21 protein-coding genes and 1 tRNA gene are annotated in these 24,135 nt (G+C 71.6%); 8 read left to right on the top strand and 14 right to left on the bottom strand.

Annotated features, from left to right (window positions below):
* Nucleotides 1-174: 174 nt before the first annotated feature.
* The 6 genes from efeB to ACZ7LU_RS23095 all read right to left on the bottom strand — a co-directional run bounded on the left by efeB (nt 175) and on the right by ACZ7LU_RS23095 (nt 6,447).
* Complete coding sequence (gene efeB, locus ACZ7LU_RS23120) at nt 175-1,419, bottom strand: iron uptake transporter deferrochelatase/peroxidase subunit (RefSeq protein WP_471917874.1); 1,245 nt, start codon at nt 1,417-1,419, stop codon at nt 175-177.
* A gap of 11 nt (nt 1,420-1,430) precedes the next feature.
* On the bottom strand, nt 1,431-3,398 hold the full coding sequence (locus ACZ7LU_RS23115; protein ID WP_471917873.1) for a copper resistance CopC/CopD family protein: 1,968 nt from the start codon (nt 3,396-3,398) through the stop codon (nt 1,431-1,433).
* A gap of 14 nt (nt 3,399-3,412) precedes the next feature.
* On the bottom strand, nt 3,413-3,865 hold the full coding sequence (locus ACZ7LU_RS23110; protein WP_398302598.1) for a copper chaperone PCu(A)C: 453 nt from the start codon (nt 3,863-3,865) through the stop codon (nt 3,413-3,415).
* 41 nt (nt 3,866-3,906) lie between these two features.
* The gene (locus ACZ7LU_RS23105) at nt 3,907-4,593 is read right to left on the bottom strand and encodes an SCO family protein (protein ID WP_471149114.1); all 687 of its coding nucleotides are present in this window, start codon (nt 4,591-4,593) and stop codon (nt 3,907-3,909) included.
* 91 nt (nt 4,594-4,684) lie between these two features.
* Nucleotides 4,685-5,407, bottom strand: a complete 723-nt coding sequence (locus ACZ7LU_RS23100) for a YcnI family protein (RefSeq protein WP_398301717.1) — start codon at nt 5,405-5,407, stop codon at nt 4,685-4,687.
* A gap of 143 nt (nt 5,408-5,550) precedes the next feature.
* Nucleotides 5,551-6,447 carry a hypothetical protein gene (locus ACZ7LU_RS23095; protein ID WP_468561927.1) on the bottom strand — a complete coding sequence of 299 codons (897 nt, stop codon included), beginning with the start codon at nt 6,445-6,447 and terminating at the stop codon, nt 5,551-5,553.
* Nucleotides 6,448-6,697: 250 nt separating this feature from the next.
* Between ACZ7LU_RS23095 and ACZ7LU_RS23090 the strand changes: the two genes are divergently transcribed.
* Nucleotides 6,698-7,159, top strand: a complete 462-nt coding sequence (locus ACZ7LU_RS23090) for an ATP-binding protein (protein WP_468715117.1) — start codon at nt 6,698-6,700, stop codon at nt 7,157-7,159.
* Nucleotides 7,160-7,217: 58 nt separating this feature from the next.
* Here the strand turns inward: ACZ7LU_RS23090 and pdxR are convergent, their stop codons facing one another.
* Entirely contained in the window at nt 7,218-8,672 is a 1,455-nt protein-coding gene (gene pdxR, locus ACZ7LU_RS23085; protein ID WP_471917872.1) for a MocR-like pyridoxine biosynthesis transcription factor PdxR, read from the bottom strand.
* Nucleotides 8,673-8,719: 47 nt separating this feature from the next.
* On the opposite strand from pdxR, the gene ACZ7LU_RS23080 reads away from it, so the two are divergent.
* Nucleotides 8,720-9,277: a carboxymuconolactone decarboxylase family protein gene (locus tag ACZ7LU_RS23080; protein WP_471917871.1), complete on the top strand. Its 558-nt coding sequence runs from the start codon at nt 8,720-8,722 to the stop codon at nt 9,275-9,277.
* A gap of 77 nt (nt 9,278-9,354) precedes the next feature.
* Here the strand turns inward: ACZ7LU_RS23080 and ACZ7LU_RS23075 are convergent, their stop codons facing one another.
* Together ACZ7LU_RS23075 and ACZ7LU_RS23070 are read right to left on the bottom strand one after the other, a co-directional pair.
* The gene (locus ACZ7LU_RS23075; protein WP_398301708.1) at nt 9,355-10,818 is read right to left on the bottom strand and encodes an aminopeptidase P family protein; all 1,464 of its coding nucleotides are present in this window, start codon (nt 10,816-10,818) and stop codon (nt 9,355-9,357) included.
* A 100-nt stretch (nt 10,819-10,918) separates the two neighbouring features.
* Nucleotides 10,919-12,454 (bottom strand): PP2C family protein-serine/threonine phosphatase, encoded by a 1,536-nt coding sequence (locus ACZ7LU_RS23070; protein ID WP_468301797.1) that lies wholly within the window; start codon nt 12,452-12,454, stop codon nt 10,919-10,921.
* Between the two features lie 453 nt (nt 12,455-12,907).
* On the opposite strand from ACZ7LU_RS23070, the gene ACZ7LU_RS23065 reads away from it, so the two are divergent.
* Both ACZ7LU_RS23065 and ACZ7LU_RS23060 read left to right on the top strand, forming a co-directional pair.
* A complete protein-coding gene (locus ACZ7LU_RS23065) occupies nt 12,908-13,585 on the top strand; it encodes a bifunctional DNA primase/polymerase (RefSeq protein ID WP_471917870.1) in 678 nt (225 codons plus the stop codon).
* Between the two features lie 55 nt (nt 13,586-13,640).
* The gene (locus ACZ7LU_RS23060) at nt 13,641-14,192 is read left to right on the top strand and encodes a hypothetical protein (RefSeq protein WP_471917869.1); all 552 of its coding nucleotides are present in this window, start codon (nt 13,641-13,643) and stop codon (nt 14,190-14,192) included.
* A gap of 240 nt (nt 14,193-14,432) precedes the next feature.
* Here the strand turns inward: ACZ7LU_RS23060 and ACZ7LU_RS23055 are convergent, their stop codons facing one another.
* The 3 genes from ACZ7LU_RS23055 to ACZ7LU_RS23045 all read right to left on the bottom strand — a co-directional run bounded on the left by ACZ7LU_RS23055 (nt 14,433) and on the right by ACZ7LU_RS23045 (nt 16,979).
* Nucleotides 14,433-15,413, bottom strand: coding sequence for a DUF5926 family protein (locus tag ACZ7LU_RS23055; protein WP_471917868.1), 981 nt, complete (start codon nt 15,411-15,413; stop codon nt 14,433-14,435).
* Nucleotides 15,414-15,474: 61 nt separating this feature from the next.
* Nucleotides 15,475-16,092: an ATP-binding protein gene (locus ACZ7LU_RS23050; protein ID WP_468561915.1), complete on the bottom strand. Its 618-nt coding sequence runs from the start codon at nt 16,090-16,092 to the stop codon at nt 15,475-15,477.
* A gap of 53 nt (nt 16,093-16,145) precedes the next feature.
* The gene (locus ACZ7LU_RS23045) at nt 16,146-16,979 is read right to left on the bottom strand and encodes a glycerophosphodiester phosphodiesterase (protein ID WP_468301810.1); all 834 of its coding nucleotides are present in this window, start codon (nt 16,977-16,979) and stop codon (nt 16,146-16,148) included.
* Nucleotides 16,980-17,321: 342 nt separating this feature from the next.
* Here ACZ7LU_RS23045 and ACZ7LU_RS23040 point away from each other — a divergent pair, with 342 nt between their 5' ends.
* Together ACZ7LU_RS23040 and ACZ7LU_RS23035 are read left to right on the top strand one after the other, a co-directional pair.
* Nucleotides 17,322-18,887, top strand: a complete 1,566-nt coding sequence (locus ACZ7LU_RS23040; protein WP_471917867.1) for a S1C family serine protease — start codon at nt 17,322-17,324, stop codon at nt 18,885-18,887.
* A gap of 54 nt (nt 18,888-18,941) precedes the next feature.
* Nucleotides 18,942-19,026 (top strand) — tRNA-Ser (locus tag ACZ7LU_RS23035).
* 59 nt (nt 19,027-19,085) lie between these two features.
* Here the strand turns inward: ACZ7LU_RS23035 and ACZ7LU_RS23030 are convergent.
* On the bottom strand, nt 19,086-20,567 hold the full coding sequence (locus ACZ7LU_RS23030) for an MFS transporter (protein ID WP_471917866.1): 1,482 nt from the start codon (nt 20,565-20,567) through the stop codon (nt 19,086-19,088).
* 479 nt (nt 20,568-21,046) lie between these two features.
* Nucleotides 21,047-21,943, bottom strand: coding sequence for a bifunctional DNA primase/polymerase (locus tag ACZ7LU_RS23025; protein WP_468301883.1), 897 nt, complete (start codon nt 21,941-21,943; stop codon nt 21,047-21,049).
* Nucleotides 21,944-22,350: 407 nt separating this feature from the next.
* Here ACZ7LU_RS23025 and ACZ7LU_RS23020 point away from each other — a divergent pair, with 407 nt between their 5' ends.
* Nucleotides 22,351-22,662 (top strand): hypothetical protein, encoded by a 312-nt coding sequence (locus ACZ7LU_RS23020; protein ID WP_468091597.1) that lies wholly within the window; start codon nt 22,351-22,353, stop codon nt 22,660-22,662.
* Between the two features lie 265 nt (nt 22,663-22,927).
* Complete coding sequence (locus ACZ7LU_RS23015) at nt 22,928-24,094, top strand: acyl-CoA dehydrogenase family protein (protein ID WP_471917865.1); 1,167 nt, start codon at nt 22,928-22,930, stop codon at nt 24,092-24,094.
* Nucleotides 24,095-24,135 lie beyond the last annotated feature (41 nt).

Raw genomic sequence — 24,135 nt, 5'->3', positions numbered from 1 at the left:
GCTCACGCGTCTCACAGAGCGGCGCCCGCCTCACGTACACGCGTACGAAGGCCCTCTACGTAGACCACGGACAGCGCCCGCCCTCTACGTAGACCACCGACAAGGCCCCGCCCTCTACGTAGACCACCGACAAGGCCCGGCCCTCTACGTAGACCGCCAACAGCGCGCGCCGCCCTACGCCTCCAGGAGCCGCTGCCCCACGTACTCGCCCTTCGCCGCCCCGCCCGGCACCGCGTACAGGCCGCTCGCCTCGTGCCGAATGAACTCCGACAGGGCGTCGCCCCGGTCGAGCTTGCGCTGCACCGGGACGAAGCCGCGCATCGGGTCCGCCTGCCAGCAGACGAAGAGCAGCCCCGCGTCGGGCTCCCCCTTGGCGTCGAAGCCGTCGTGGTACGAGAACGGGCGGCGCAGCATCGCGGCGCCGCCGTTCTGGTCGGGCCGGGTGATGCGGGCGTGCGCGTCGAGCGGGATGACGACCTTGCCGCCCGGGCCGGTCGCGTCGAGCTTCGGCTCGGTCGTCTCCGTACCGCCGGTCAGCGGTGAGCCGTCCGACTTGTGCCGCCCTATCACCGCCTCCTGGGCCTTCAGGTCCAGCTTCTCCCAGTCGTCGAGGAGCATCCGGATACGGCGTACGACTACGTAGGAGCCGCCCGCCATCCAGGAGGGGTCGCCGTCGCGCGGCACGAAGATCCGCTCGTCGAAGTCCTTCTCCGTCGGCTTGGGGTTGTTCGTGCCGTCGACCTGACCCATCAGGTTGCGGGTCGTCATCGGCCGCGCGGTGGCGCCCGGCGAGCGGTTGAAGCCGTTCATCTGCCAGCGCACGCGCGCGGTACCGGCCGCCTCCCGCTGGATCGCGCGCAGCGCGTGGAAGGCGACGAGCGAGTCGTTGGCGCCGATCTGCACCCAGAGGTCGCCGTTGCTGCGCGCCTTGTCGAGGTGGTCCGAGGAGAAGTCCGGCAGCGGGGCGAGGGCGGCAGGGCGCCGCTTCTCCAGGCCCGTGCGGGAGAAGAAGGAGGCACCGAAGCCGAACGTGACGGACAGCGAGGACGGGCCGGCGTCCCGGGCGACCGCCGTGTCCGCCCCGCCGGTCGGCTCACCCGCCATCAGCCGCTCGGCCGTCGCCGACCAGCGGCGCAGCAGAGCCGCCGCCTCCTTGCGGCCCGCGCCCGCCGTCAGGTCGAACGCGACCAGGTGGCCACGGGCCTGGAGGGGCGTGGTGATGCCGGGCTGATGTTTCCCGTGAAACATCACCTGTTCGGCGCCCACGGAGGCGAGCTCCGTCCGCGACGCGTCGGCGGAGTCCGCCGAGGCGTCCGGGGCCGCCGCGTATCCGACGGCGCCGCCCGCCGCGCCGAGCGCGAGGCCCGTCGCGCCGGCGGTGCCGAGCAGCCGCCGCCTGGAAATCCCGTTGTCCGCCATGGTTGTTCCGTTCAGCCGATCTGCGCGTTCTTCTTCACGGTGACCTGGTCGATGTCGGAGGTCCGCACCGTCACCGCGATCTTCCACTTGCCTGCCATCGGGATCTGCACGCCGTTCGCGGTCCAGTGCCCGGTGGCGATGCGGTCCGGGGCGACGGGCAGCGGGCCGACGTCCTTCGACTCGAGGGTGAAGGAGACCTTCACCTCGGGGACGTCGAAGGCGCTGCCGTTGGGACGCTTCACATACAGGTGCAGGGTGTTGCTGCCGCCGCGGCCGGGGTCGAGGTCCAGCTGGACGGCGCCCTTGCCGTCGGTGCCGCCCGTGTCGAAGGGCACCTTGAGCTTGAGCGGTCCGGAGCGCTGCGTCGCCGCCGCGGCGGTGGCGTTGGCGGCCTCCTCCTCGGTGCGGCCCGGCTCGGTGGTGGTGAGGAGGGTCGTCACGGCCAGCAGGACGACGGCGATGCCGGCCTCGGTGAGCACCGAGCGGCGCAGGCCCGAGCGGTGCGGGTCGGCGTCGCGGAGGCGCTTCTCGCGGGCGCTGTCCATGGCGGCCTGCTGGCGCGCCAGCTGGGCGGAGCGCTTGGGGTCGTCGCCCGCGTCTCCGGAGGAGGCCGGTACCGTGACCGGCTTCTTCTGGGCCTGCTTCGAAGCCTGCTTGGCCGACTGCTTCGCGCGCTGCTCGACGACCACGGCGGCGGCGCTCTCCGGAGCCATGCCGCCCGCCTCGGCGGCGATCCGTCCGGTCCACCGCCGCGAGACGGAGGCGACGCCCACCAGGACGACGACCAGACCGATCTTGACGAGGAGCAGCTGTCCGTACGACGTGCCGGTCAGCGCCGACCACGAGCCGACCTGCCGCCACGACTGATAGGTGCCGGTCGCCGCCAGCACGACGACGCTGGTGAACGCCACGGTCGAGAACCGCTGCACGGCCGACGCCTCCACCGAGGTCGTGCGGAAGAGCGCGACGAGCAGCGACGCGAGTCCGCCGAGCCAGGCGGAGACGGCCAGCAGGTGCAGGACGTCGACGGGCATCGCGATGCCCGCCTGGATGCCGGTCGAGGCGTGCTCGGCCATCGCCCAGGTCGCCGCGATGCCGATGGCGACGACGGTGCCGCCGATGGCGAGCCCGAAGGTGAGGTCCTTCTTCTCCTTCGGGTCCTCACGCTTCTCGTACGCGCCGAAGAGCACCGCGATGAACAGCGCGGCGGCGGCGAGCAACAGCAGCCGGGAGACCAGGGCGGCGCCCGTCTTGGTGTTGAGCACGTCGCCGAGCTTGCCCATGTCGAAGGCGTCGGCGAGCTTCCCTGAGCCGGTGTAGGGGGCGCGCAGGAGCAGCTGGACGAGAGTGGAGGCGGTGAGCGCGACCCAGCCGGCCGTCACCAGCCGCTGCACCGGCCGCACCCCGGCGCCCCGCGGCCAGCAGCCGAGGACGAAGGCTGCGCCGCCGACGAGCAGGATGAACCCGGCGTACGAGAAGTAGCGCACGATGTCGTAGAGCGTGCCGACCAGGCCGCCGCCGGCCTCCTGGTCGGGCAGCGCGACCGTGGTGTCGGAGGGCGCGCCGATGGAGAAGGTGAAGGCACCGGCGACGGGGTGGCTGTCGGCTGAGACCACTTGGTAGGCGACGGTGAAGGTGCCGTCGGGCAGGCCCGGACGCAGCTTCACGCCGTACGTGTTGGCGCCCAGGTCCGTCGTCTTCTTGGTGTCGGCCCGCTTCCCGGACGGGTCGAGCACCCGCACCGAGCCGTCCGACATGGCGACCTTCTCCGAGAAGGTGAGCTTGACCTGGTCGGGGGCCTTGTCGACCACCGCTCCCTGCTTCGGGTCGCTGCCGGTCAGCGCGGCGTGCGCGGACGTGGGCCCGGCACCGGCGAGGAAGACGCCGGTCGCGGCGAGAAGCACCAGAAGGAGCCGCCAGAGGCGGGGAGCTGTACCGGCCCGGGAAACGACCCTGGAGCGGGGAGCGATGGTCTGCATCAACGATCCGTCCCTCAGTGCGACTTGTGCTGCTTGGGGCTGTACGTCGCTTCCTTGACCGGAACCTCGACGGTGATCGGGTCCGACTTCTGGAAGTGCAGGGTCATGGCGATCTTCTCGCCCTGCTTCGGCTTGCGCTTGAGCTTTTCGAGCATCAGGTGGTTGCCGCCGCTGGCGAAGTCGAGCTCGCCGTTCGCCGGCACGTCGAAGGACTTCTCCTCCTTCATCGCGCCGCCCTTGGTGCTGTGCAGCGTGACGGCGCCCGCGATGTCGCTGGTGGCGGAGGTGAGCCGGTCGGCGCTGCCCTTGTTCGTCAGCGTGAAGAAGCCCGCCGCCATGTCGTCCATGGTGGGCTCGGGGACATAGGCCCCGCTGACCTTCAGCTCGGGCTTCTTCGGGGTGTCCCCGGAGCCGGAGCCCGAGTCGTCACCGCAGCCCGCGAGGGCCAGCGCGGCGGTCAGCGCCATGGCCCCTGCGGCGAGCGTGCGGTGCTTGGTGGTGCGGTGGTTCACGGGGTCTGTCCCTTGACGATCTTGGGCAGGTCCTTGGTGTAGTCGCCTGCGGTGGCCTTGTCGCTGTACAGGACGTATCCCGCGTCGTTCTTCGGGGAGAAGGCGAAGACCTGCGTGCCGTGCATCGAGACGATCTTGCCCTTCTTGTCCTTCTTGGACGGCTCGATGCTGATGGAGAGCTGGCGGGCACCGGCCTGGATGGTGTCGAAGTCTCCCGTCAGGCCGATGAAGTCGGCGTCCACGCCCTTGAGCCACTTGCCGAGCTCGGCGGGGGTGTCACGCTCGGGGTCGGTGGTCACGAAGACGACCTTCAGCTTGTCCTGGTCGGCCTTGGGCAGGGCCTTCTTGGCGACCGCGATGTTGTTCATCGTCAGCGGGCAGACGTCGGGGCAGTGCGTGTAGCCGAAGTAGATGAGCGTCGGCTTGCCCTTGGTCTCCTCGCGCAGGTCGTACTTCTTGCCGTGCGTGTCGGTGAGGACGAGGTCCGGCTTCTTGTACGGCTTGTCCAGGACCGTGGCGGCCTTGCCCGAGTCGGTCTCCACGGAGACCTCGGCGACCGGCTTCTTGTTGTCGTCACCACCGCCGCAGGCGGTCAGGGTGAGGGCGGCCACGGCCAGCAGGGCAGCGGCGGCGAGCTTCTTGTCGGTGCTCTTCGCATAGCTCTTCGAGCTCTTGGTGCGCATACGAAAATGTCCCAGATGTGAGGGGGGCCGGGGCGCACCGGGGCGGCTGTACGCCGCGCCGGTGCGCCCCGCGGGTGGCTCGGCCGGCGGCTCAGCCGGTGACGCGACGGCGGCCCGCGACCACGCCGAAGGCGAGGCCCGCGGCACCGATGACGATGCCGACGATGCCGAGGACGCGGGCGGTGGTGTCGCTGCTGTCGGAGTCGGACGACGCGCTCTCCGTGTCGTGCGACTTGTCGTCCGACTTCGCGGTGTCGGCGCCACCGCCGTGGCCGTCGGACGCGGCGGTCAGCGGGAGGGCGGGCGCCGGGTGCTCCGGCTCCTCCTGGCCCTTCTGCTGCGGCTCGATCCAGCGGACGACTTCCTTGTTGTCGTACGTCTGGACGGCCTTGAAGACGAGTTCGTCGGTGTCCTCGGGCAACTGGCCCATCGAGACCGGGAACTTCTGGAAGGTGCCGGGCTGGATGCCCTTGCCGTCGGCGGTCCAGGTCACCTTGGTGACGGCCTCGTCGATCTTCTCGCCGTGGATCTCCAGCGGCTTGTCGAGCTTGCTCTTGGTGACCTTCGCGGTCCAGCCGGGGACGGGCTGCGTCATCACGGAGGCGAGCGGGTGGTCGGCCGGGAAGGAGACCTCGAGCTTGTTGGTCGAGGCGTCGTCCATCTCGTTCGGCACCTTGAAGTTGACCGTGGCGTACCCGCCCTTGGCGGCCTGGCCCTCGGGCGAGACGCTGACGTGCGCGAAGGCGGGCGCCGAGAGAACGAGGACGGCGGAGGCGGCGACGGTGCCGGCAGCGGCGATACGGGACATCTTCATGACAGGGACACTCCACTTTCGTCAGTGGTGATCAGTACGAGGGGTGGGCGCGGCCGCGTCGGGCACGCGCGCGTGCGCGCCGAGCGACCCCTCCGTACTGCGGTGTGGAGTGTTCTCCGTGCAGCGGTGTGGAGCGTGTCGCGTCAGGCGGCGAGTTCGACGTCGTGGGCCCCGGCCGGGGGACCGCGCCTGATCACCGCGTCCTCCAGCGCGACGGTGCGCGGCTTCGGCGTCACGAGCAGCGTGGTGCGCGGAGGGCGCGGGCCGGTTGTCTCGGGCGCGCCGGGCAGACCCGCCCGCAGGGCGCGTACGAGAGTGAGAGCCGAGCGCAGGGAGCGTACGAGCGCCCCTTCCGCGACACCATGCGCTCCGTTGGCGAGCCGGACGAGGCGGAGCAGCGCGAGATCGCCGCTGCGGAGCAGCCAGCCGGCGGCGAGGGCCGCGAGGATGTGGGCGACGAGCATGGGCAGGGACGGCACGAGCGCCATCGCGCCCGTCGACCCCATGCCACCGGTGTGCGACGCGCCGGCCGCGACCGAGTCCAGCGCGGTGTCCGCGGCCGCGGCGGCGGACCGGCCGTGCTGATGCCCGGCGGACTGACCCGCTCCGGAAGCGCCCGCGCCGCCGGGTCCGAGCCCGGCGGTGGTGAGGATCCGGTGGGCCTGCGCGGGCGTGATCGTCGCCGCGCCCGCCCCGCAGACAAGGCGTGCCGCCCGCTCCACGAGGGACGCGTCACCGTTCATGGGGGTCGCCGCTCCCATGCCGTGCTGGCCGAGGCCGAACAGGGCGTGCAGAGCGAGCTGTCCCACCGCGAGCAGCGCGGCGATACCGGGCAGCGAGCGGGCCCGCCCGGCGAGCGGCAGCGCGACCGCGAGGACGACGAGGAAGCCCGCGCCCAGCGTCCACAGAGGGACGGCGACGCAGGAAGCGAGCACATGGCCCCCGGCGGACAGCACGACGCAGACCGCGGCGAACGTCGCGGCCCTCAGCAGCCGGAGGTCGGCTCCGTCGCGCGGCAGGCGCTGGTGGGGGGCAGTCATGGCCGGGCCATCATCGCACTGGGCCCGCCCCATGCGTACGGCAGGTCCGGAAGGTCCTGTTCCAGGTGATGGGTGCGGCTCTGGTGGGCCTGCGGCGGTGCGAGCGCCGCGTTCCGTCCCGCCGTCCTACACCGGCTGACGGGGGGCGCGCGTCCGCCGTATGGGCGGTCTCACGTCCTTCGGGCGCTTATTCGGGGGCGCGCGCGGCAATACGTATCGGTATGTCGAGCCGCAGCCAGGAGGCTGGAGCATGAGCATCTGGTGGTCTCTCCATTTGCGGCGCGAGGCCGCGAGCGTTCCGCTCGCCCGCCGGCTGCTGATCGGCACGATGGAGACGGCGGGCGTGGACCCCGACGTCTCCTACGATCTGTCGGTCGCCCTCAGCGAAGCGTGTGCCAACGCCGTCGAGCACGGCGGCGCCGGCGCGCCCGGATCCGCACCGGGTGGATACCGCGTCACGGCCTACCTGGACGGCGAGAAGTGCCGCATCGAGGTGGACGACTCCGGGCCCGGTTTTCCCGGCACGGCGCGCGGCTGTCCCGCGCCCCGGCCGCCCGCCGCGGAGACGGACGAGCACGGCCGGGGCCTGTGCCTGATCAGAGAACTCGCCGACCACGTCCACCTCGGCAACAAGCCGGGCAGGAGCGGTGCGGTGATCAGCTTCGACAAGATCCTCAAGTGGCGGGAGGACGCGCCGTTGATGACGGCGTGAGGAAGCGCCGACCTCTTGACCGGCTTCTGCACCGGGCCGGCTTCTGCACCGGACCGGCTTATTCACCGGCTTCCCCGTCGGCCGGTGGCAGCGCCCGCAGCAACGCCTCCAGCGCGGCCCCGTACGCGTGCTCCGTCGGCGTCGAGTACCCGACGACGAGACCGTCCCCGGCCGGCATCGTCGCCCCCGGGTGACGGAACGCGGCGAGCCCGTCCAGCGCGATCCCCTGCCAGGCCGCCGCCTTGACCGCGGACGCCTCCGTCCCGGGCGGCAGCCGCAGCACCGCGTGCAGGCCCGCCGCGATGCCGGTGGCCGTGATGTGCGGGGCGCGCTCGGCGAGAGCGGTGACGAGCCGGTCCCGACGGTGCCGGTAGCGCTGCCGCATCCGGCGGATGTGCCGGTCGTACTGACCGGAGGCGATGAACTCGGCGAGCGTGAGCTGGTCGAGGACGCTCGCCCACGCCTCCCGCTCCCCCTTGGTGGCGAGCACGCCGTCGACGAGCTGCTCGGGCAGCACCATCCAACCGATGCGCACCGCCGGGGAGAGGCTCTTGCTGACCGAGCCGAGGTAGACGACCCGTTCGGAATCCAAACCCTGTACGGCGCCGACCGGCTCACGGTCGTAGCGGAACTCGCCGTCGTAGTCGTCCTCAAGGATGAGACCGCCGCTGCTACGGGCCCAGTCGACGACCGCCGCGCGCCGGGCGGGGTGGAGCGGGCCGCCGGTCGGGAACTGGTGTGCGGGCGTGAGCAGTACGCCGCGGACCCGCGGACCCTCCGCCAACTCCTCGACCCTGGCACCCTGTTCGTCCAGGCCCAGCGGTACGGTCCGCACGCCCGCGTCCGCCAGGATCTCCCGGTGGAACCCGAGCCCGTACGACTCCATGGCGAAGGGCCCCCGCAGCACCGCGCCGCCCGCCCCGCGCGACCCCGCGAACAGCAGCCGAAGGGCGTGCGCGAAACCGGAGCAGACCACGATCCGTTCGGGGTCGGCGCGCACCCCGCGGGCCCGCGTCAGATAGTCGGCGAGCGCCCGGCGCAGCTCGACGCGGCCGCGCGGATCGCCGGGCCCGAAGGCCTCGTTGGGCGCGGCGGCCAGGGCGCGCCGGGCGGCCGCGAGCCAGGCCGTGCGCGGGAAGGAGGCCGTATCGGGCGTGCCCTGGCGCAGGTTGTACGCGGGTGCGGCGGGGCGTGCCGGAGCGGGCTTCGGCTTGCGGGGGCGCTTGGGCGGCGCGGCCCGCTCGGCCACCCGCGTCCCCGACCCCTGCCGCGCCGTCAGCCAGCCCTCCGCGACCAGCTCCGCATAGGCGTCGGCGACCGTGTTCCGGGCCAGACCGAGGTCGGCGGCGAGCGAACGGTAGGGCGGCAGCCGGGTGCCAGGGGGGAGCCGCCCCTCGCGCACGGCGTCCCGCAGCGCACGGATGAGAACGCCGCGGCGACTGCCGGGACCGGAGAGGTCCAGGTGCAGGTCACTGCCGATGCGCTCCGCCAAATTGACCCATGATTCCGGCATGGGAATGCACCCTACGCGAGGTCTTTCCCGCCCCTAGATTCGTGGTCATGACGAACAACGCGACCATCACGCAGACCACGACCCCCACCGCCACCATCACGCAGACCGCGCCCGCCCCCGCCACCAGCACCTCCGCCGGCCCCGCCGCCACCCCCCGCCTCAACTTCGCCCAGGCCGCACCCAAGGCATTCAAGGCCCTCATCGGCTTCGACGCCGCCGCCCGCGACGGCCTCGACCCGGCCCTGGTCGAACTGATCCAGATCCGCGCCTCGCTCCTCAACGGCTGCGCCTACTGCCTCCACATGCACACCTCCGACGCCCGCAAGGCCGGCGAGGACGAGGCACGCCTGCACATGATCGGCGTGTGGCGCGAGGCCCGTAACTTCTTCACCGCGAAGGAGCAGGCGGCCCTCGCCCTGACCGAGTCGGTCACGCTCGTCTCCCAAGGCGGCGTCCCGGACGACGTCTACGTAGAGGCCACTCGGCACTTCGACGAGTCCGAACTGGCCCGCGTCCTCGCCCTGATCTTCACCATCAACACCTGGAACCGCATCGCCCTGAGCACCGCCAAGGTCGCGGGCGAGGACGAGCGGGCGGCCCACTGAGCCACGCCGTGGCCCACCGAGGCACGCCGAAGGGCCGGCCCCCGCGGGGAACCGGCCCTTCGTCACACGTGTGCGGGTCAGCCCTTGAGCCGCGCCATCCACGCCTCGACCTCGTCGGACGTACGCGGCAGAGCGGCCGACAGGTTCTTGTTGCCGTCCTCCGTGACGAGGATGTCGTCCTCGATCCGGACACCGATGCCGCGGTACTCCTCCGGCACGGTCAGGTCGTCCGCCTGGAAGTACAGACCGGGCTCGACCGTCAGGCACATGCCGGGCTCCAGCGTGCCGTCCACGTACGTCTCGGTGCGCGCGGCGGCGCAGTCGTGGACGTCCATGCCGAGCATGTGACCGGTGCCGTGCAGCGTCCAGCGGCGCTGCAGACCCAGCTCCAGGACGCGCTCGACGGGACCCTCGACGAGGCCCCACTCGACGAGCTTCTCGGCGAGCACGCGCTGCGCCGCGTCGTGGAAGTCGCGGTACTTGGCGCCCGGCTTCACCGCCGCGATGCCGGCCTCCTGGGCCTCGTACACGGCGTCGTAGATCTTCTTCTGGAGCTCGGTGTAGCGGCCGTTGATCGGCAGGGTCCGCGTGATGTCCGCCGTGTAGTACGTGTGGGTCTCCACACCGGCGTCGAGCAGGAGCAGGTCGCCCGAGCGGACGGGGCCGTCGTTGCGCACCCAGTGCAGCGTGGTCGCGTGCGGACCCGCGGCACAGATGGAGCCGTAGCCGATGTCGTTGCCCTCGACGCGGGCGCGCAGGAAGAACGTGCCCTCGATGTAGCGCTCGCTGGTGGCCTCGGCCTTGTCGAGGACCTTCACGACGTCCTCGAAGCCGCGGGCGGTCGAGTCGCAGGCCTTCTGCAGCTCGCCGATCTCGAACTCGTCCTTGACCAGGCGGGCCTCGGAGAGGAAGACGCGCAGCTCCTCGTCGCGCTCGGCGGTGACCTTGTCGGTCAGGGCCGCCTCGATGCCGGCGTCGTAACCGCGCACGACGCGGACCGGGCCGGTCGCCTCGCGCAGCTTGCCGGCCAGCTCGCGCACGTCGGAGGCGGGGATGCCGTACAGCTTCTCGGCCTCGGTGAGGGAGTGCCGGCGGCCGACCCAGAGCTCGCCCTGCCCGTCCAGCCAGAACTCGCCGTTCTCGCGGTTGGAGCGCGGCAGGAGGTAGATGGTCGCGTCGTGGCCGCCGCCGCTCCTCGGCTCCATGACGAGGACGCCGTCCTCGGTCTGGTTGCCCGACAGGTACGCGTACTCGACGGAGGCGCGGAAGGCGTACTCGGTGTCGTTCGAACGGGTCTTCAGGTTGCCCGCGGGGATCACCAGGCGCTCGCCCGGGAAGCGCGCGGAGAGCGCGGCGCGACGGGCGGCGGTGTGCTCGGCCTGGGCGATCGGCTGCAGGTCGTGCAGCTCGGTGTCGGCCCAGCCGGACTTCATGTTCTCGGCGAGCTCATCGGAAACGCCCGGGTACAGGCCGTTCTTGCGCTGCTTGATCGGCTCTTCTTCGGTCTCTTCCGGGTTCGCCGGGTTGAGCGCCTCCGACACGATCTGCCTCCTATGTACGACACTGGGCCGTCCTCCATCGTACGGGCGTACGGAAGGGGGCCCAGGGCCAGAAGGCCACTTACCGATAGTGCCCGCAGCCTCACTCGAAGCGGGCGGCGAGCAGCACCACGTCCTCCTCGCTGTCCACGGCGTCGAGCCCGTCGGGCAGGACGGCGTGCAGCACGTGGTCGGCGATCGCACCGGGGTCGTCCCTGATGGCCCTCGGCACGCTCGCCGCCGCCGCGTGCAGCCGCGCGAAGGCCCGGTCCATCGGGTCGCCGGTGCGGTGCAGGAGCCCGTCGGTGTAGAGAAGCACCGTTTCTCCCGGCTCGGGGCTGAGCTCCACGCTCGGCGCCTCCCAGCAGGCGAGCATGCCGAGCGGCGCGGACAGGGAGGTCTCCACGAACTCCGTGCGGCGCTCCCCGATGATCAGCGGCGGGCTGTGTCCGGCCCCGGCGAGCACCACCTTGCGCAGGGCGGGCTCGCAGTACGCGAAGAGCGCGGTCGCCGACCGCGCGGGCTCGGTGAGCCGCAGCAGCAGCTCCAGATCGGAGAGCACGGCGACGGGGTCCTCGCCCTCCATCACGGCGTACGCCCGCAGGGACGCCCGCAGCCGCCCCATCGCGGCCACCGCGCTCGGCCCCGACCCGGTCACGGAGCCCACCGCGAGGCCCAGCGCCGCGTCGGGCAGCGGCAGCGCGTCGTGCCAGTCGCCGCCGCCGCGCGGTCCCGTGCGGTGCCGGGCGGCGAGCTGCACCCCGGCGACCCGGGGCAGCCGCGACGGCATGAGCTCCTCGCGCAGGGTGGCGTCGGTCGTGCGGGCGCGGTCCAGTTCGAGCAGCCGCGCCACGTGCTCGCCGGCCTGCCGGGCGTAGAGCCCGACGAGGTGGCGTCTGCGCTCGTCCGGTTCGGCGGGCTCGTCGTACAGCCAGGCGGCGGCGCCGATCCGGCCCGCCGTCTCGGTGGCGAGGGGGAGGGCGTAACTGGCGGCGTAGCCGATGCGGTGGGCGACCTCGCGGTGGAGCGGGTCGAGGCCCTCCTCGGCGAGCAGGTCGGGCTGCGCGATCTCCACCGGCACGGCACCCGGCCGGCCCTCGGGGGCGTCCAGGATCCTGCCGTACGAGGTGGCGGCGCGCGGCACCGTCTCGATGTGCCCGAGGTCGGCGCGGGCCAGGCCGAGGCCGACGGTGGTGTCGGGCCCGAGGCCGTCGGCGGGTTCGACGACGGCGAGTCCGCGCCGCGCTCCCACCAGGGCGGCACCGGCGCGCAGGAGCTCCCGCAGCGCCTCGTCGAGGGTGCCCGTGCGGGCGAGCCGCTCGGTGAGTTCGTGCAGCGTGGTGAGGTCGGAGACCCAGCCGGCGAGCCGGTCCTGGAGCACGGCGCAGGGCGCGCTCGGTACGGAAGGGCCCTCCGGGGGTGCTGCGGCGGGCGGGGTCTGCGCGGTGGGCGCGACAGTGTGGGCCGGTGGCGGAACTGTTGAATCGATTCCGGCCACTTTCGGGAGGTGCGGGGCGTTCATGGCTGACGGCTTTCCGGCCGGTGCGTAATGCTCGATAGCATCGCAAACCCCCATGTCATTATGCGCCGCTAGCAATGTCTCCAGATGTACACGCCCTGGTGAGGGGATGTCCAGCATTGTCCTGCTGGGATTCCTGGTGTCCGAGGTATTTGCGAGAGCCGTAAAAGATCTTGTGAAGTTGGCTGAAAACAGCGCCGGGTTAGGGCATATTAGGGTCGACTGACGTTGTTCGGTAGAGCGTTGCAGTGGTCGCGCTGGGTACGTACTCAGTGATGGCCAGGGGCAGTTGGGGTCCGTCCGGAACCTGACCAAGGACCCGGGCGTCCTCATTCACGACGACCGTGCCCCATCCTCCCGTGGCGGAGGCGGCAAGCAATATCGCGGGACGGCAAACGCCAGGCGCCGCCACCCCACGCCACGTCAACGCTCGGTTCAGAGTGGTTCCCCATGCCGCAGGCTGGGGTCGGATGTGCCAGTTCGTACGTACAGCGAAGTGATCCACACATGGTGTGATGTGGCCCGCAGTCTCCCCGGCTAACGCCGGCGTGCAACGGAAAGGAACGAGCGCTCATGCGCGAGATCCTCGGAAGGCGACGCAGGCTCCTGTCCTGGCGAATCGGAAGGAAGCCCGGCCGGAGTGCCGGACAGCTCGGCGCGGCTCTGACCTTCGCGACCGCATGGCGGTGGCCCGTACTGCCGGGAGTCGGTCTCGACCGGCGCGACGGCAGCCGGTGCTCCTGCCCCGACCCCGACTGCGCGGTACCGGGCGCGCACCCCCTCGACCCCGGCCTCCTCGCCGCCACCACCGACGAGCGGATGGTCCGCTGGTGGTGGACCAACCGACCCGGCGCACCCGTCGTACTCGCCACCGGAGGCCGCGCCCCGTGCGCCGTGAGCCTCCCCGCAGAAGCGGGCGCACGCGCCCTCGCCGCACTCGACGAGGCCGGCATCAGGCTCGGCCCGGTGGTCGCCACCGAGGCCAGACTCCATCTGCTCGTCGCGCCGTACTCCATGGCCCAGTTGGGCGAGCTCCTCTATGCCAAGGACTACGTCCCGGGCTCGCTCCGCTTCCACGGCGAGGGCGGCTATATCGCCCTGCCGCCCTCCGACACGGGACAGGGCCGGGTGCGCTGGGAGCGCGCCCCGCTGCCCGGCTCCGCCGCCCCCTGGGTGCCGGACGTCGAAGCGGTGGTGGACGCCGTGGTGGACGCGCTCACTCGTACGGGTGTGAGCGCCCCCGAGTTGTAGGGGATTCGGGCGCGCGGCGAGCAGGCCGCGCGCCCGCGGTCGTTATCTTCGGCTCATGCAACCCCGCCTGATCGTGCTCCTGGGCGTCGTGGCCGTCACGGCCCTCCTGCCGCTCGCGGGCGCGTCCGCGGGACCGGTCGGCGACCGTGACGCGAAGTCGCCCCTCCCCTCCCCGTCGCCCCCTCCCTCGAACGCCTCTTCGGGGGAGCGCCGGGCGGCGGAGACGGGCCCGGAGTCCTCGTTGCTCACGGGCCTCGGAGCGGCCACCGCCGCCCGGTGCGGCCCCGAACTCTCCTCGCCCGACGGCCTCGAAGCGCAGGCCTGTGTCCTCACGCTGGGCCGCGACACGTGGGCGCGTACCTATTACCGCAATGCCACCGGCGAGGAGCTGACCGCGGTCCTGACCCTGATGGGCCCGGACGCGCGCACCGTGCAGATGTACTGCGAGGTGGCGGCGGGGGACGAACCGGCAGCGTGTGAGACCCCGCGCGAGCGGTCGGCGGGCGATGCGACGGAGTACTCGGCGGTGGCGGAGTACGCGGCGGGCGAAGCGGAAGGGCTGCTGCTGCGGGCGGGCAGCAACTCGGCATCACCGCAGGACAGTTGAGTCCTGAACCGGTCTCCGGGCGCAAAAGGGCCCGGTTGCTGGCGACGGGGGATGCACCAGCAACCGGGCTACCTGAACGGTAACAAGAGATCGGCTCCTGGCAAATTCGATCCCAGTTATCCGGACAGCGATTTATCCGTGACTACCGGGAGCCGTGACAGGAGCCACGCATTCCACTTCGTGCCGTACCGACTGACTGGTGGGTCAGTCGGTACGGCACGGTCAGTCGGGCAGCGCGCTTCAGCTGAGCGTCACCTGACGGTTGGTGAGACCGCCGCGCGCCCGGCGCTCGTCCGCGGTCAGCGGGGCGTCCGAGGCGAGCGCCGCCGCCAGCCGCTCAGCGAACTCCGCGGCGGGCTTCTCGACGTCCGCGGCGGAGACCCCGGTCGGCAGGTCCCACACCGGCACGGTCAGGCCGTGCGCCCGGAAGGAGCCGACCAGGCGCGTGCCCTCGCCGAGGCTCGACGTGCCGGCCGCGTGCAGCCGGGCCAGCGCGTCCAGAAGCTTCTCCTCGGGGTGCGGCATGACCCAGCGGAGGTGATTCTTCTCCGGGGCCTCGCACCAGTACGCGGCGTCGACACCGGTCAGCTTCGCCGTCGGGATGGCGGCGTCGTTCGCCCGCTCGAGGGACGCGGCCACCTCCGCCGTGGCGTTGTCCGCGTCCGGCACCCAGAACTCGAAGCCCGGGTGCACGACCGGCTCGAACGCCCCCTCCGGGTCGAGCAGGTCCTGCAGCCGAGGACCGTCGGCCGGCGCGCGGCGGCCCTTCACCGGCGTGCCGGGGTCGGCCTCCAGGGCGCGCTGCAGGGTGTCGGCGAGGTCGCGGCTGATGTCACCGGACGAGGTGTCGTTCTGCAGGCCGATCAGGACCGAGCCGTCGTCGCGGCGCAGCGCGGGCCAGGCCATCGGCAGCACGGTGGCGAGGGAGACCGAGGGGATGCCCTCGGGGAGGCCACCCTTGAGCGTCAGCTCGACCGTGGCGGCGGGGACCAGCTCGCGCAGCGCGACCCAGTCGCACTCGCCGGGCAGGCCTTCGAAGGGGCGCTGCACCAGCTCGGTCACCGCGTGCGCGGCGGCCCGGCCGTGACAGGCCTTGTAGCGGCGGCCCGAGCCGCAGGGGCAGGGTTCACGGGCGCCGACGACGGGAATCTCCCCGTCGCCGGGGCCGCCCTTGAGCTGCGGCTGCTGCTTGCCCTTGGGCTGGGGGCGCTTCTTGGCCATCTTGGGTGTCTCCCGGCTACGGCTCTCTTGCGTACGGGCGCGAGCCTAGCCGTTCGCGGATTCAGTCCGACTCGTCGAAGGGGTCCACGAAGGCGAGGTCGGATATCGCGGCCGCCGACGGGGCGGCGACGCGCGTAGCGAAATCCTCGCGGTGGTGGGCGGCTTGGACGACGGCCCACACGGTGACCTCGCCGTGCACGTCGTCACGGACTCCCCAGGCGTCGGCGAGCGCCGTGATGATGTTGAGCCCGCGGCCGCCGTGCGCCGTGACCGACGGGGTGGCCGGGGCCGGACGGGTCGGACCGCCGCCGTCCGTCACCTCGACCGTCAGCCGGCCCGCCTTGTCGACGTGCCAGGCCGCGCGCACGTCCCCGTCCCCGACCATCCCGCGGCCCAGCGGCCTGCCGTGCCGACAGGCATTGCTGAGCAACTCCGACAGGATCAGTACGGCATCGTCGACGACCGACTCCGAGACCCCGCTCATGCGCAGCTGATCACGCATACGGTGTCTTGCTTCCCCCACGCCCGCAGGGCCATGGGGTACGGCCATGCTCGACGACGTGGGCACCTCCCGTGCCACCACCAACGCCACCCCCGAGACCTCCTTCGCCCCACGCCACGGTGTGGATGCCCCAATGGACTGGACCGGAAACCGGCCAACCCACGCCCGGTGACGCACTCGTAACGATCGAATACGCACCGAACGCGCCGGTGCACTCCCTGTAACGGGAGTTACCGGAGTCCCAGCCGGTCCAGTTGGGTCAGAACTTGTTTGGGGCGGTTGGTGATGATCGCGTCGACGCCCAGTTCGGCACAGAGTTCGACATCCGCCGGCTCGTTCACGGTCCACACGTGCACCTCGTGCCCCGCGCGTTTCAGCTTCGCCACGTACGACGGGTGGTTGCGCACGATCCGCATGGCGGGACCTGCGATGCGCACCCCTTGCGGAAGGCGGCCGTCGCGGTGGCGCGGCGAGACGAACTGCATCAGGTAGACGGTCGGCAGCGTCGGCGAAGCGGCCCGGACGCGGTGCAGTGAACGCGCCGAGAAGCTCATGACCCGTACCGGCGAAGGACCGTCGGCGGGCGGCGCGTCCAGGCCGAAGCGCTTGAGCAGAAGCAGCAGGCGCTCCTCCACCTGGCCCGCCCAGCGGGTGGGGTGCTTGGTCTCGATGGCCAGCCGCACCTGTCGTCCCGAGGCATTACTTTCGGCCACCAGCTCCAGCAGGCGCTCCAGGGTCAGCACGGAGGTGTCCTCGGCTGAGCCCTCCCAGTCCGGGTCCTCCTCGGCCTCGCCGTGATGTCTCTTCCAGGAGCCGAAGTCCAAGGCGGCGAGGTCGGCGAGTTCAAGGGCGGAGACGGCCCCGCGGCCGTTCGACGTGCGGTTCACGCGGCGGTCGTGGACGCACACGAGATGGCCGTCGGCGGTCAGCCGCACATCGCATTCGAGGGCGTCGGCACCGTCCTCGACCGCCTTCTTGTAGGCGGCCAGCGTGTGCTCGGGGGCGTCCTCGGAGGCTCCGCGGTGGGCGATGACCTGAATCTGGTGCTGTCGTGCGAGGGTCACCGCGTCATGGTGCCATCACGGGGTACCCGTCGGCTCGCCGGACGACACTCCGCCGACGACACCCCACCGGACGACACCCCGCCCGACGACACCCCACCGGGACGCCGAACACACAGGATCGGCTTATGGTGCCCTGACAGCCCATGGGAAAAGCTGACAGCAGACAAAAATGACGGATGGCAGATGACGGGGCAGATGACGGGCGGACGACAGCCGACAGTCGCCGGCCCCCGCTGTCGCCCGCCGGCACCCGCCGGCACCCGCTGACAACTGCACAGTCGGCACACCCCTGGCCGTGACCGAGAACGTACGTAACGACAGCATGGACCGAGGAGAAGAGCTGTGAGCACCGAGAACGAGGGCAACGAGGTACCCCAGGCCCCGTCCGCGCCCCCCGCGCCGGTGGACGCTCCCGCTGTTCCCGCCGACTCCAGTGCAGCCGGGTCCGGTGCGCCGGGCGGGCAGTCGGGGCATGAGGGGGCGCACTCTGCTCCCGCGCACGCTGCCCCCTCGCACGCCGCGCCCGCACACGCCCCCGGGCATGCTCCCGCACCGGCCTCCGCGGGTGCCCCGGAAGGTGCTGTGCCGGGCGCCCCGCAAGGTGCCCCGGAAGGTGCTGTACCGGGCAGCCCGCAAGGCGCCCCGCAAGGCGCCGCTCCGAGCGCTGCCGGTGCCGACTGGCCGCCCCCGCAGCCGCCCGCCATGCCGTCATACGCCACGGGCGGCGGCTCCGGGTCCGGCTGGGGCGCTTCGTACCACCCGCAGGAGCCCAAGCCCGGCGGCCGGCGCGGCGGCCTGGTCGCCGCGGTGCTCGCGGCCGCCCTGATCGCGGGCGGCATCGGCGGCGGCGTCGGCTACTGGGCGGCCGAGCGGAACGACAGCGACACCAGCTCGACCACGGTGTCCGCCCCCGACACCCCCGCCGACCTCAAGCGCGAGCCCGGTTCGGTCGCCGACATCGCCAACAAGGCACTGCCGAGCGTCGTCACCATCGAGGCGCAGAGCGGCGGCGGCGAGGGCGGCACGGGCACCGGCTTCGTCTACGACACGCAGGGCCACATCCTCACCAACAACCACGTGGTGGCGTCGGCGGCCGAGGGCGGCAAGCTCCAGGTGACGTTCTCGAACGGCAAGAAGTACGCCGCCGAGGTCGTCGGCCGCGCCGAGGGCTACGACGTGGCGGTCATCAAGCTCAAGAACGCCCCCGACGGTCTGCGGCCGCTCAAGCTCGGCAACTCCGACCGCGTGGCCGTCGGCGACTCGACCATCGCGATCGGCGCCCCCTTCGGCCTGTCGAACACCGTCACCACGGGAATCATCAGCGCCAAGAACCGCCCGGTGACCTCCAGCGACGGCGGGCAGAGCGGCAAGAGCTCGTACATGAGCGCCCTGCAGACCGACGCCTCCATCAACCCGGGCAACTCCGGCGGCCCGCTGCTCGACTCGCGCGGCGCGGTCATCGGCATCAACTCCGCGATCAAGCCGGCCGAGAGCGGCGGCGGCCTCGGCGGATCGGGCCAGTCCGGCTCCATCGGCCTGGGCTTCGCGATCCCGGTCAACCAGGCGAAGCAGGTCGCCCAGCAGCTGATCAAGACCGGTCAGCCGGTCTACCCCGTGATCGGCGCCTCGGTCTCCCTCCAGCAGGAGGGCACGAACGGCGCGACGATCTCCCAGGAGGCCACGGGCGGCGCGGAACCGATCACCCCGAACGGCCCGGCGGACAAGGCGGGCCTCAAGCCCGGCGACGTCATCACGAAGCTGGACGACACGGTGATCGACAGCGGCCCGACCCTGATCGGCCAGATCTGGACCCACAAGCCGGGCGACACCGTCAAGATCACATACGAGCGCGACGGCAAGGAGCGCACGGTCGACGTCACCCTGGGCCAGCGCAAGGGCGACAGCTGACCCGCTAGTCTTGTCCCCGCGCGGTCCTGATGCGGTTTCCGTCGGACGGCGCGGGGTGGGTTGCCCGAGCGGCCTAAGGGAACGGTCTTGAAAACCGTCGTGGTTCACGCCACCGTGGGTTCAAATCCCACACCCACCGCTTGCAGGTCAGAGCAGTAGCAGTGCAGAAGGGTGTCTCCCATGGGGAGACACCCTTTTTCAGCAATCGGCCCGGCCGTTCGGCCGCTTGGGCAGGCAGAACATCAGGGCCCACAGGAGGGCGAGGAGACTGCCGGCCCACCACAGCACGGTGAGGAACGCGTCGCGGTTGAGCCCGGCGTCGAGCGAGCCGCCAGTGGTGGTGAAGAACACCAGGGCGGTCAGCGCGGTGCCGAGGGCGATGCCCAGGTGCATGACGGTGTTGAACAGGCCCGAGGCCGACCCGGCGTCCTCATGCGGCACCCGCGCCAGCGACATGTCGGCGAGCGGGCCGCCGACCATGCCGAGTCCGAACCCGATCAGTACCACCGGAGCGGTCATCGCCGGCAGGGTCAGACCCGCCTGGCCCGCGTCGACCTGGAGTCCGTAGGCAGCCATCGAGGCGAGCGCGACAAGAGCTCCCGTCTGCGGCAGCCGACGGGCGAAGCGCCCGCCGCTCTTCGCGACGATCGTCGCGCCGGCCAGCTCTCCGAGGGAGAGCAGCACGAAGGCCAGGGCCGCCTGGAGGGGGCTCATGCCCAGTCCGCGCTGGAGGTAGAGCGTCCAGGTCATGAAGAACAGCCCGCACAGCAGGCCGTGCATCAGCTGCGCGGCCATGCCGCCGGAGAACTGCCGACTCCGGAAGAGGGACAGGGCCACGAGGGGTGCGTCGCCCTGCTTGCGCCGCTGGTGGCGGAGGAAGACGCCGAGGACGAGAACGCCCGCGGCGAGCAGGGCGAAGCACCACAGTGGCCAGTGATGCAGGTGCCCCTCGGTGAGCGGGAAGACGATCAGGACGATGGCCAGCGCGGACAGCAGCATGCCGGTGAGGTCGAGCCGGTCGGCCTTCTGCACGGTCGACTCGGGGATGAACCTGCGGCCCAGGAGGAGTACGGCGAGGCCGACGGGCACGTTGACCAGGAAGATCGGCCGCCAGGACAGCCCGAACAGGTCCGCCTCGGTCAGCAGACCGCCCATCACCGGGCCCAGGACATTGGCGAGCGACATGACGGCCCCGTACAGGCCGAACACCTTGCTGCGGTTCTGTCCCTCGAAGGTGACGTGAAGGGTGGCCAGGATCTGCGGGATCATCACGGCCACTCCCACGCCCTGGAGCGCGCGGGCGGCGATCAGCAGACCCGGCCCGGCAGCGAGGCCGCACAGCAGTGAGGCCGCGGTGAACACGACGGTGCCGATGAGCAGGATCCTGCGCCGGCCGTAGAGGTCGCCGAGGCGTCCGCCGGTGATCAGCCCGACGGCGATGGGCAGTGAATAGCCGGTGGTCACCCACTGCACCGCGTCCGGTCCGGCGCCGGTGGACTCCTGGATGGCGGGCAGGGCGGTGAGGACGACCGACTGGTCGATCATGTCCATCAGCTCGGCGCCGAGGAGCACCAAGAGAGCGATCCAGGCAGCCAGGCCCAACTTCGACGGTCCGGGTGCTGGGCGGGGCGGGGACTGGGTGGTGTGCTGCGGCTCGTTGTCGAGCGCGGAGGAAGACACGACGGAAACTCCTGATCCAAGGGGATCGGGGAGCCCTGCCGACAGCCGCACCGGGGCGGAAACACGAAACCCGGGGCAGACGGCAGAGCTGCACCCGAGGAAAGACAGAAAACTGCGGGGGGACACACGGGGGTGACGCAACTCAGGCCAGCGCGACGTCCGCCCCCGGACACGTGCGACAAAACAGCACGTGGGGAACGCGGACGGCTACATGGCCTGGTTAATAGGACGTCACCTCAAGATCGACGCAGAAGGAACAGGAAGCAGGAGGAACAGGAACTTCAGCCACTGCTGCCGAGACCTCCGGAGCAGAAGCCTTACCACGCTACGACATCTCCGGGCCCTTCGTACAGCGGATTACGAGGGGCCCCGGCCGACGCACGGAGCAGAAGGTTGCAGTGGCCTGTCGCGTTGGGCGCTTGGGGTCCCGTTGGGCGCTTGGGCGCCCTTTAGGCATGCCCCTGGCGGGCCGGGTGGGGTCACGTGTTACCCGTGAGGCGGGCTGCCGAGGCGATCGTCGAGAGGGCCTCGCGTTCGGTGAGGCCGACGCGGAGGGCGGCGTCGACGAGTTGGGGCGCCAGGGTCTCGCCGATGCCGTTCTCGTAGGCCCGGCAGGCGGCCCAGAAGAGGCGGGTGTTGCGCTGGCCCTCGTGCGCCGCGAGAACGAACTGCACCAGCCCCTGGCCGCGTTGGGGTAACGCGTCAGGGTGTCCGGCCGGCGCGCTGTCGGCCGCGCGGGGTGCGTGCTGGTGGGTGCGGGGCGGGGGCGTGAGCAGGCGCAGCAGGGCCGGGGGGCAGTGCGCTGGGGGCAGGTGGGCGGTGCCGGGCGCGGTGCTGTAGAGGCCGTGCTCGGTGCGGGAGCCGGGGCCGACGAGGTAGCCGCCGGCGCCTCGGACGTCGATGCCGGGGGCGAGCCGCCCCGCCGAATTGGGGATCACGGTGTGCGGTGGTCCGGTGAGCCAGATGTGGCGGCCGCCGCTGGGCGTGATCACGACGACGGTGTCGGGGATCGTGAAGAGGTGGCGCAGCGCCAGTTCGCGCAGGGCCGCCGAGGCGTCCGTACCGGACTTGGTGTCCAGGTCGATGCCGATCAGGTGGTGTGGCGGCAGCCCGCAGGCGATGCCGTAGCCGGTGGCCCAGGGGGCGGCGGCGAAGAGTTCGCGGATGCGCCGGGGGTCGGTCGTCGCGTCGTACACGCCGTGCCCGAGGCGTCCGCATTCGCCGTGGCAGAGGGCGGGCCGGGGGTCTCCGTGGTGGGGGGAGCGCAGGGCGGGGAGCTTGGTGCGGGACAGCGGGATCACCGCGAGGCCGCGTTCGGCGGCCGACAGGGCGTGGGCGAGCGCGAGGGTGGTGGCATGGCGGTCGGTGGTGGCCATGACCTCATTTTCGTACGCACGTTCGAAGAAGGGAAGAGGGAGCGGGCCGGGATTGGGCCGGACGGGGTGATCCGGGAGGGGGCGCCGCCCCCCTGCGCGGCCTTCGGGAGGAAGGCTGCCGTAACGCTTCACCTCGTGCGATGCCCGGCCCGGGGTGCGATGCGGCTGGGGGTCCATGGGCCTCGGAGCAGACCGGTGGGGCGCACGGAGCGTTTATCGATATGTCCTCACGCTTGCGGGGGAATCACGGCTTCCGGGGTGGTTCGCCGGGGATTCGGTGGGCAACTCTGGACCCGCGACGTCGTGCAGCACACGCCGGGGCGGTCGGCCAACTGCCTTGGAACAAGCCGTACTTCAGGTGCGCCAGGCCTCGGCCGACGCGTGCCTCCTGCTCTGGAGGAACAGACATGGCAAGTATCCGTAGCGCCCGCATCATCGCCGCCGCCGCAGCCGTGCCGCTGGCCGCCGCGCTCTTCTCGGGCGTCGCGATGGCCGACAACGGAGCCTTCGCGAACAACGGATCCAACGCCGGTGTGGCGACTGTGAACGGCAGTGGCGTGGGTGATGACAACGGGGGCAACTCGACCACGACGCAGCAGCAGGCCATCGGCAACGGAGCCTCCAACCAGAACAACACCGCCCAGGTGAACGGATCCGGCTTCACGGCGATCGACCAGTCGAACGACAACGTCGCGGTCAACTTCGCCGAGCTCTGGTGAGCCGGTGCCCTCTGGAGCCGCTCGGGACGGCTCCAAGGGGCGTGAGCTGTGGGGTGTGACGCTCTTGTGCGGCGGCGCTTCGGTGCCGCCGCACAGGCGTGTCCGGGGGGGGTGACGGGGCTGGGGGGTGGTGACGGGTCCGGGGGGGTGACGGGTCCGGGGGGTGGCTCCTCCGTGGGGCCGGCGGCGGGTGATCCCTTGACACCGAACCCTGCCTGACGGACAGTCAGAAACCCTGCCGGTACGAGACGGAGAGGCCGCCCCCGTGCACCTCGCCCCCACCGAACGCCAGCGCCGACTCCGTGCCGAACTGCGCGCGTACTTCCGCGAGGTGATGCCCGAAGGGCCGCCCGACGGGACGGACGCGGAGGGACAGCGGCGCCTGCTGCGCCGCATCGGCGCCGACGGCATGCTGGGCCTCGGCTGGCCCGTCGAGTACGGCGGCCAGGGGCGCGGCGCCGACGAGCAGTTCGTCTTCTTCGACGAGGCGCACCGCGCGGGCGCCCCGGTCTCGATGGTCACCCTGAACACCGTGGGGCCGACCCTCATGAAATACGGCACCGAGCAGCAGAAGGCCACCTTCCTGCCCCGCATCCTCAGCGGCGACGTCGTCTTCGCGATCGGCTACAGCGAGCCCTCCGCCGGGACGGACCTGGCGGCGCTGCGGACCCGGGCCGTGCGCGACGGCGACACCTGGCTGGTCGACGGACAGAAGATCTTCACCTCGAACGCGCAGAACGCCGACTGGATCTGGCTGGCCTGCCGCACCGACCCCGTAGCCCCCAAGCACCAGGGCATCTCGATCCTCCTCGTGCCGACCGACGACCCCGGCTTCTCCTGGACACCGATCGAGACGGTGGGCGGACTGACGACGACGGCGACGTACTACGACGGAGTCCGGGTGCCGGCCGCGAACCTCGTCGGCGAGGAGAACGGCGGCTGGGGGCTCATCACCAACCAGCTCAACCATGAGCGGGTCGCGCTCGCCGCGATCGGCATGCAGGCCGAGGACTTCTACGCGGCGGCGCTGGACCGTGCGCGTACACCCGATCCGGTGACGGGTGAGCGCCGGATTGACGCTCCGTGGGTGCGGTCGAGGCTGGCCGAAGCGCATGCCCGGCTTGCGGCAACACGCCTGCTCAACTGGCGTTTGGTGGGTGATGTGGGGACCGGGGGTCCGGCGCCGGGCGACGCGAGCGGCGTGAAGTTCGCGGGAACCGAGTCGGCCGTGGAGGTGTACCGAATGTGTCAGGAGATCGCGGGCGAAGCGGGGCTCGTGCGAGCCGGTTCGCCGGGCGGTCTCGGGGACGACGGCGAGCTGGAGCGGCTGAACAGGGCCGCGCAGATCAACACGTTCGGGGGCGGGGTGAGCGAGGTGCAACGAGAGATCGTCGCGACGATGCGGCTCGGCATGCGGAGGGGACGACGGTGACTGTGGGGGGTGACGAGGGCGGAGGCGGCCCAGGTGTCGGA

It is taken from the genome of Streptomyces sp. NPDC039462 (assembly GCF_055639375.1).
This window is presented reverse-complemented; position numbering and strand designations above follow the sequence as displayed.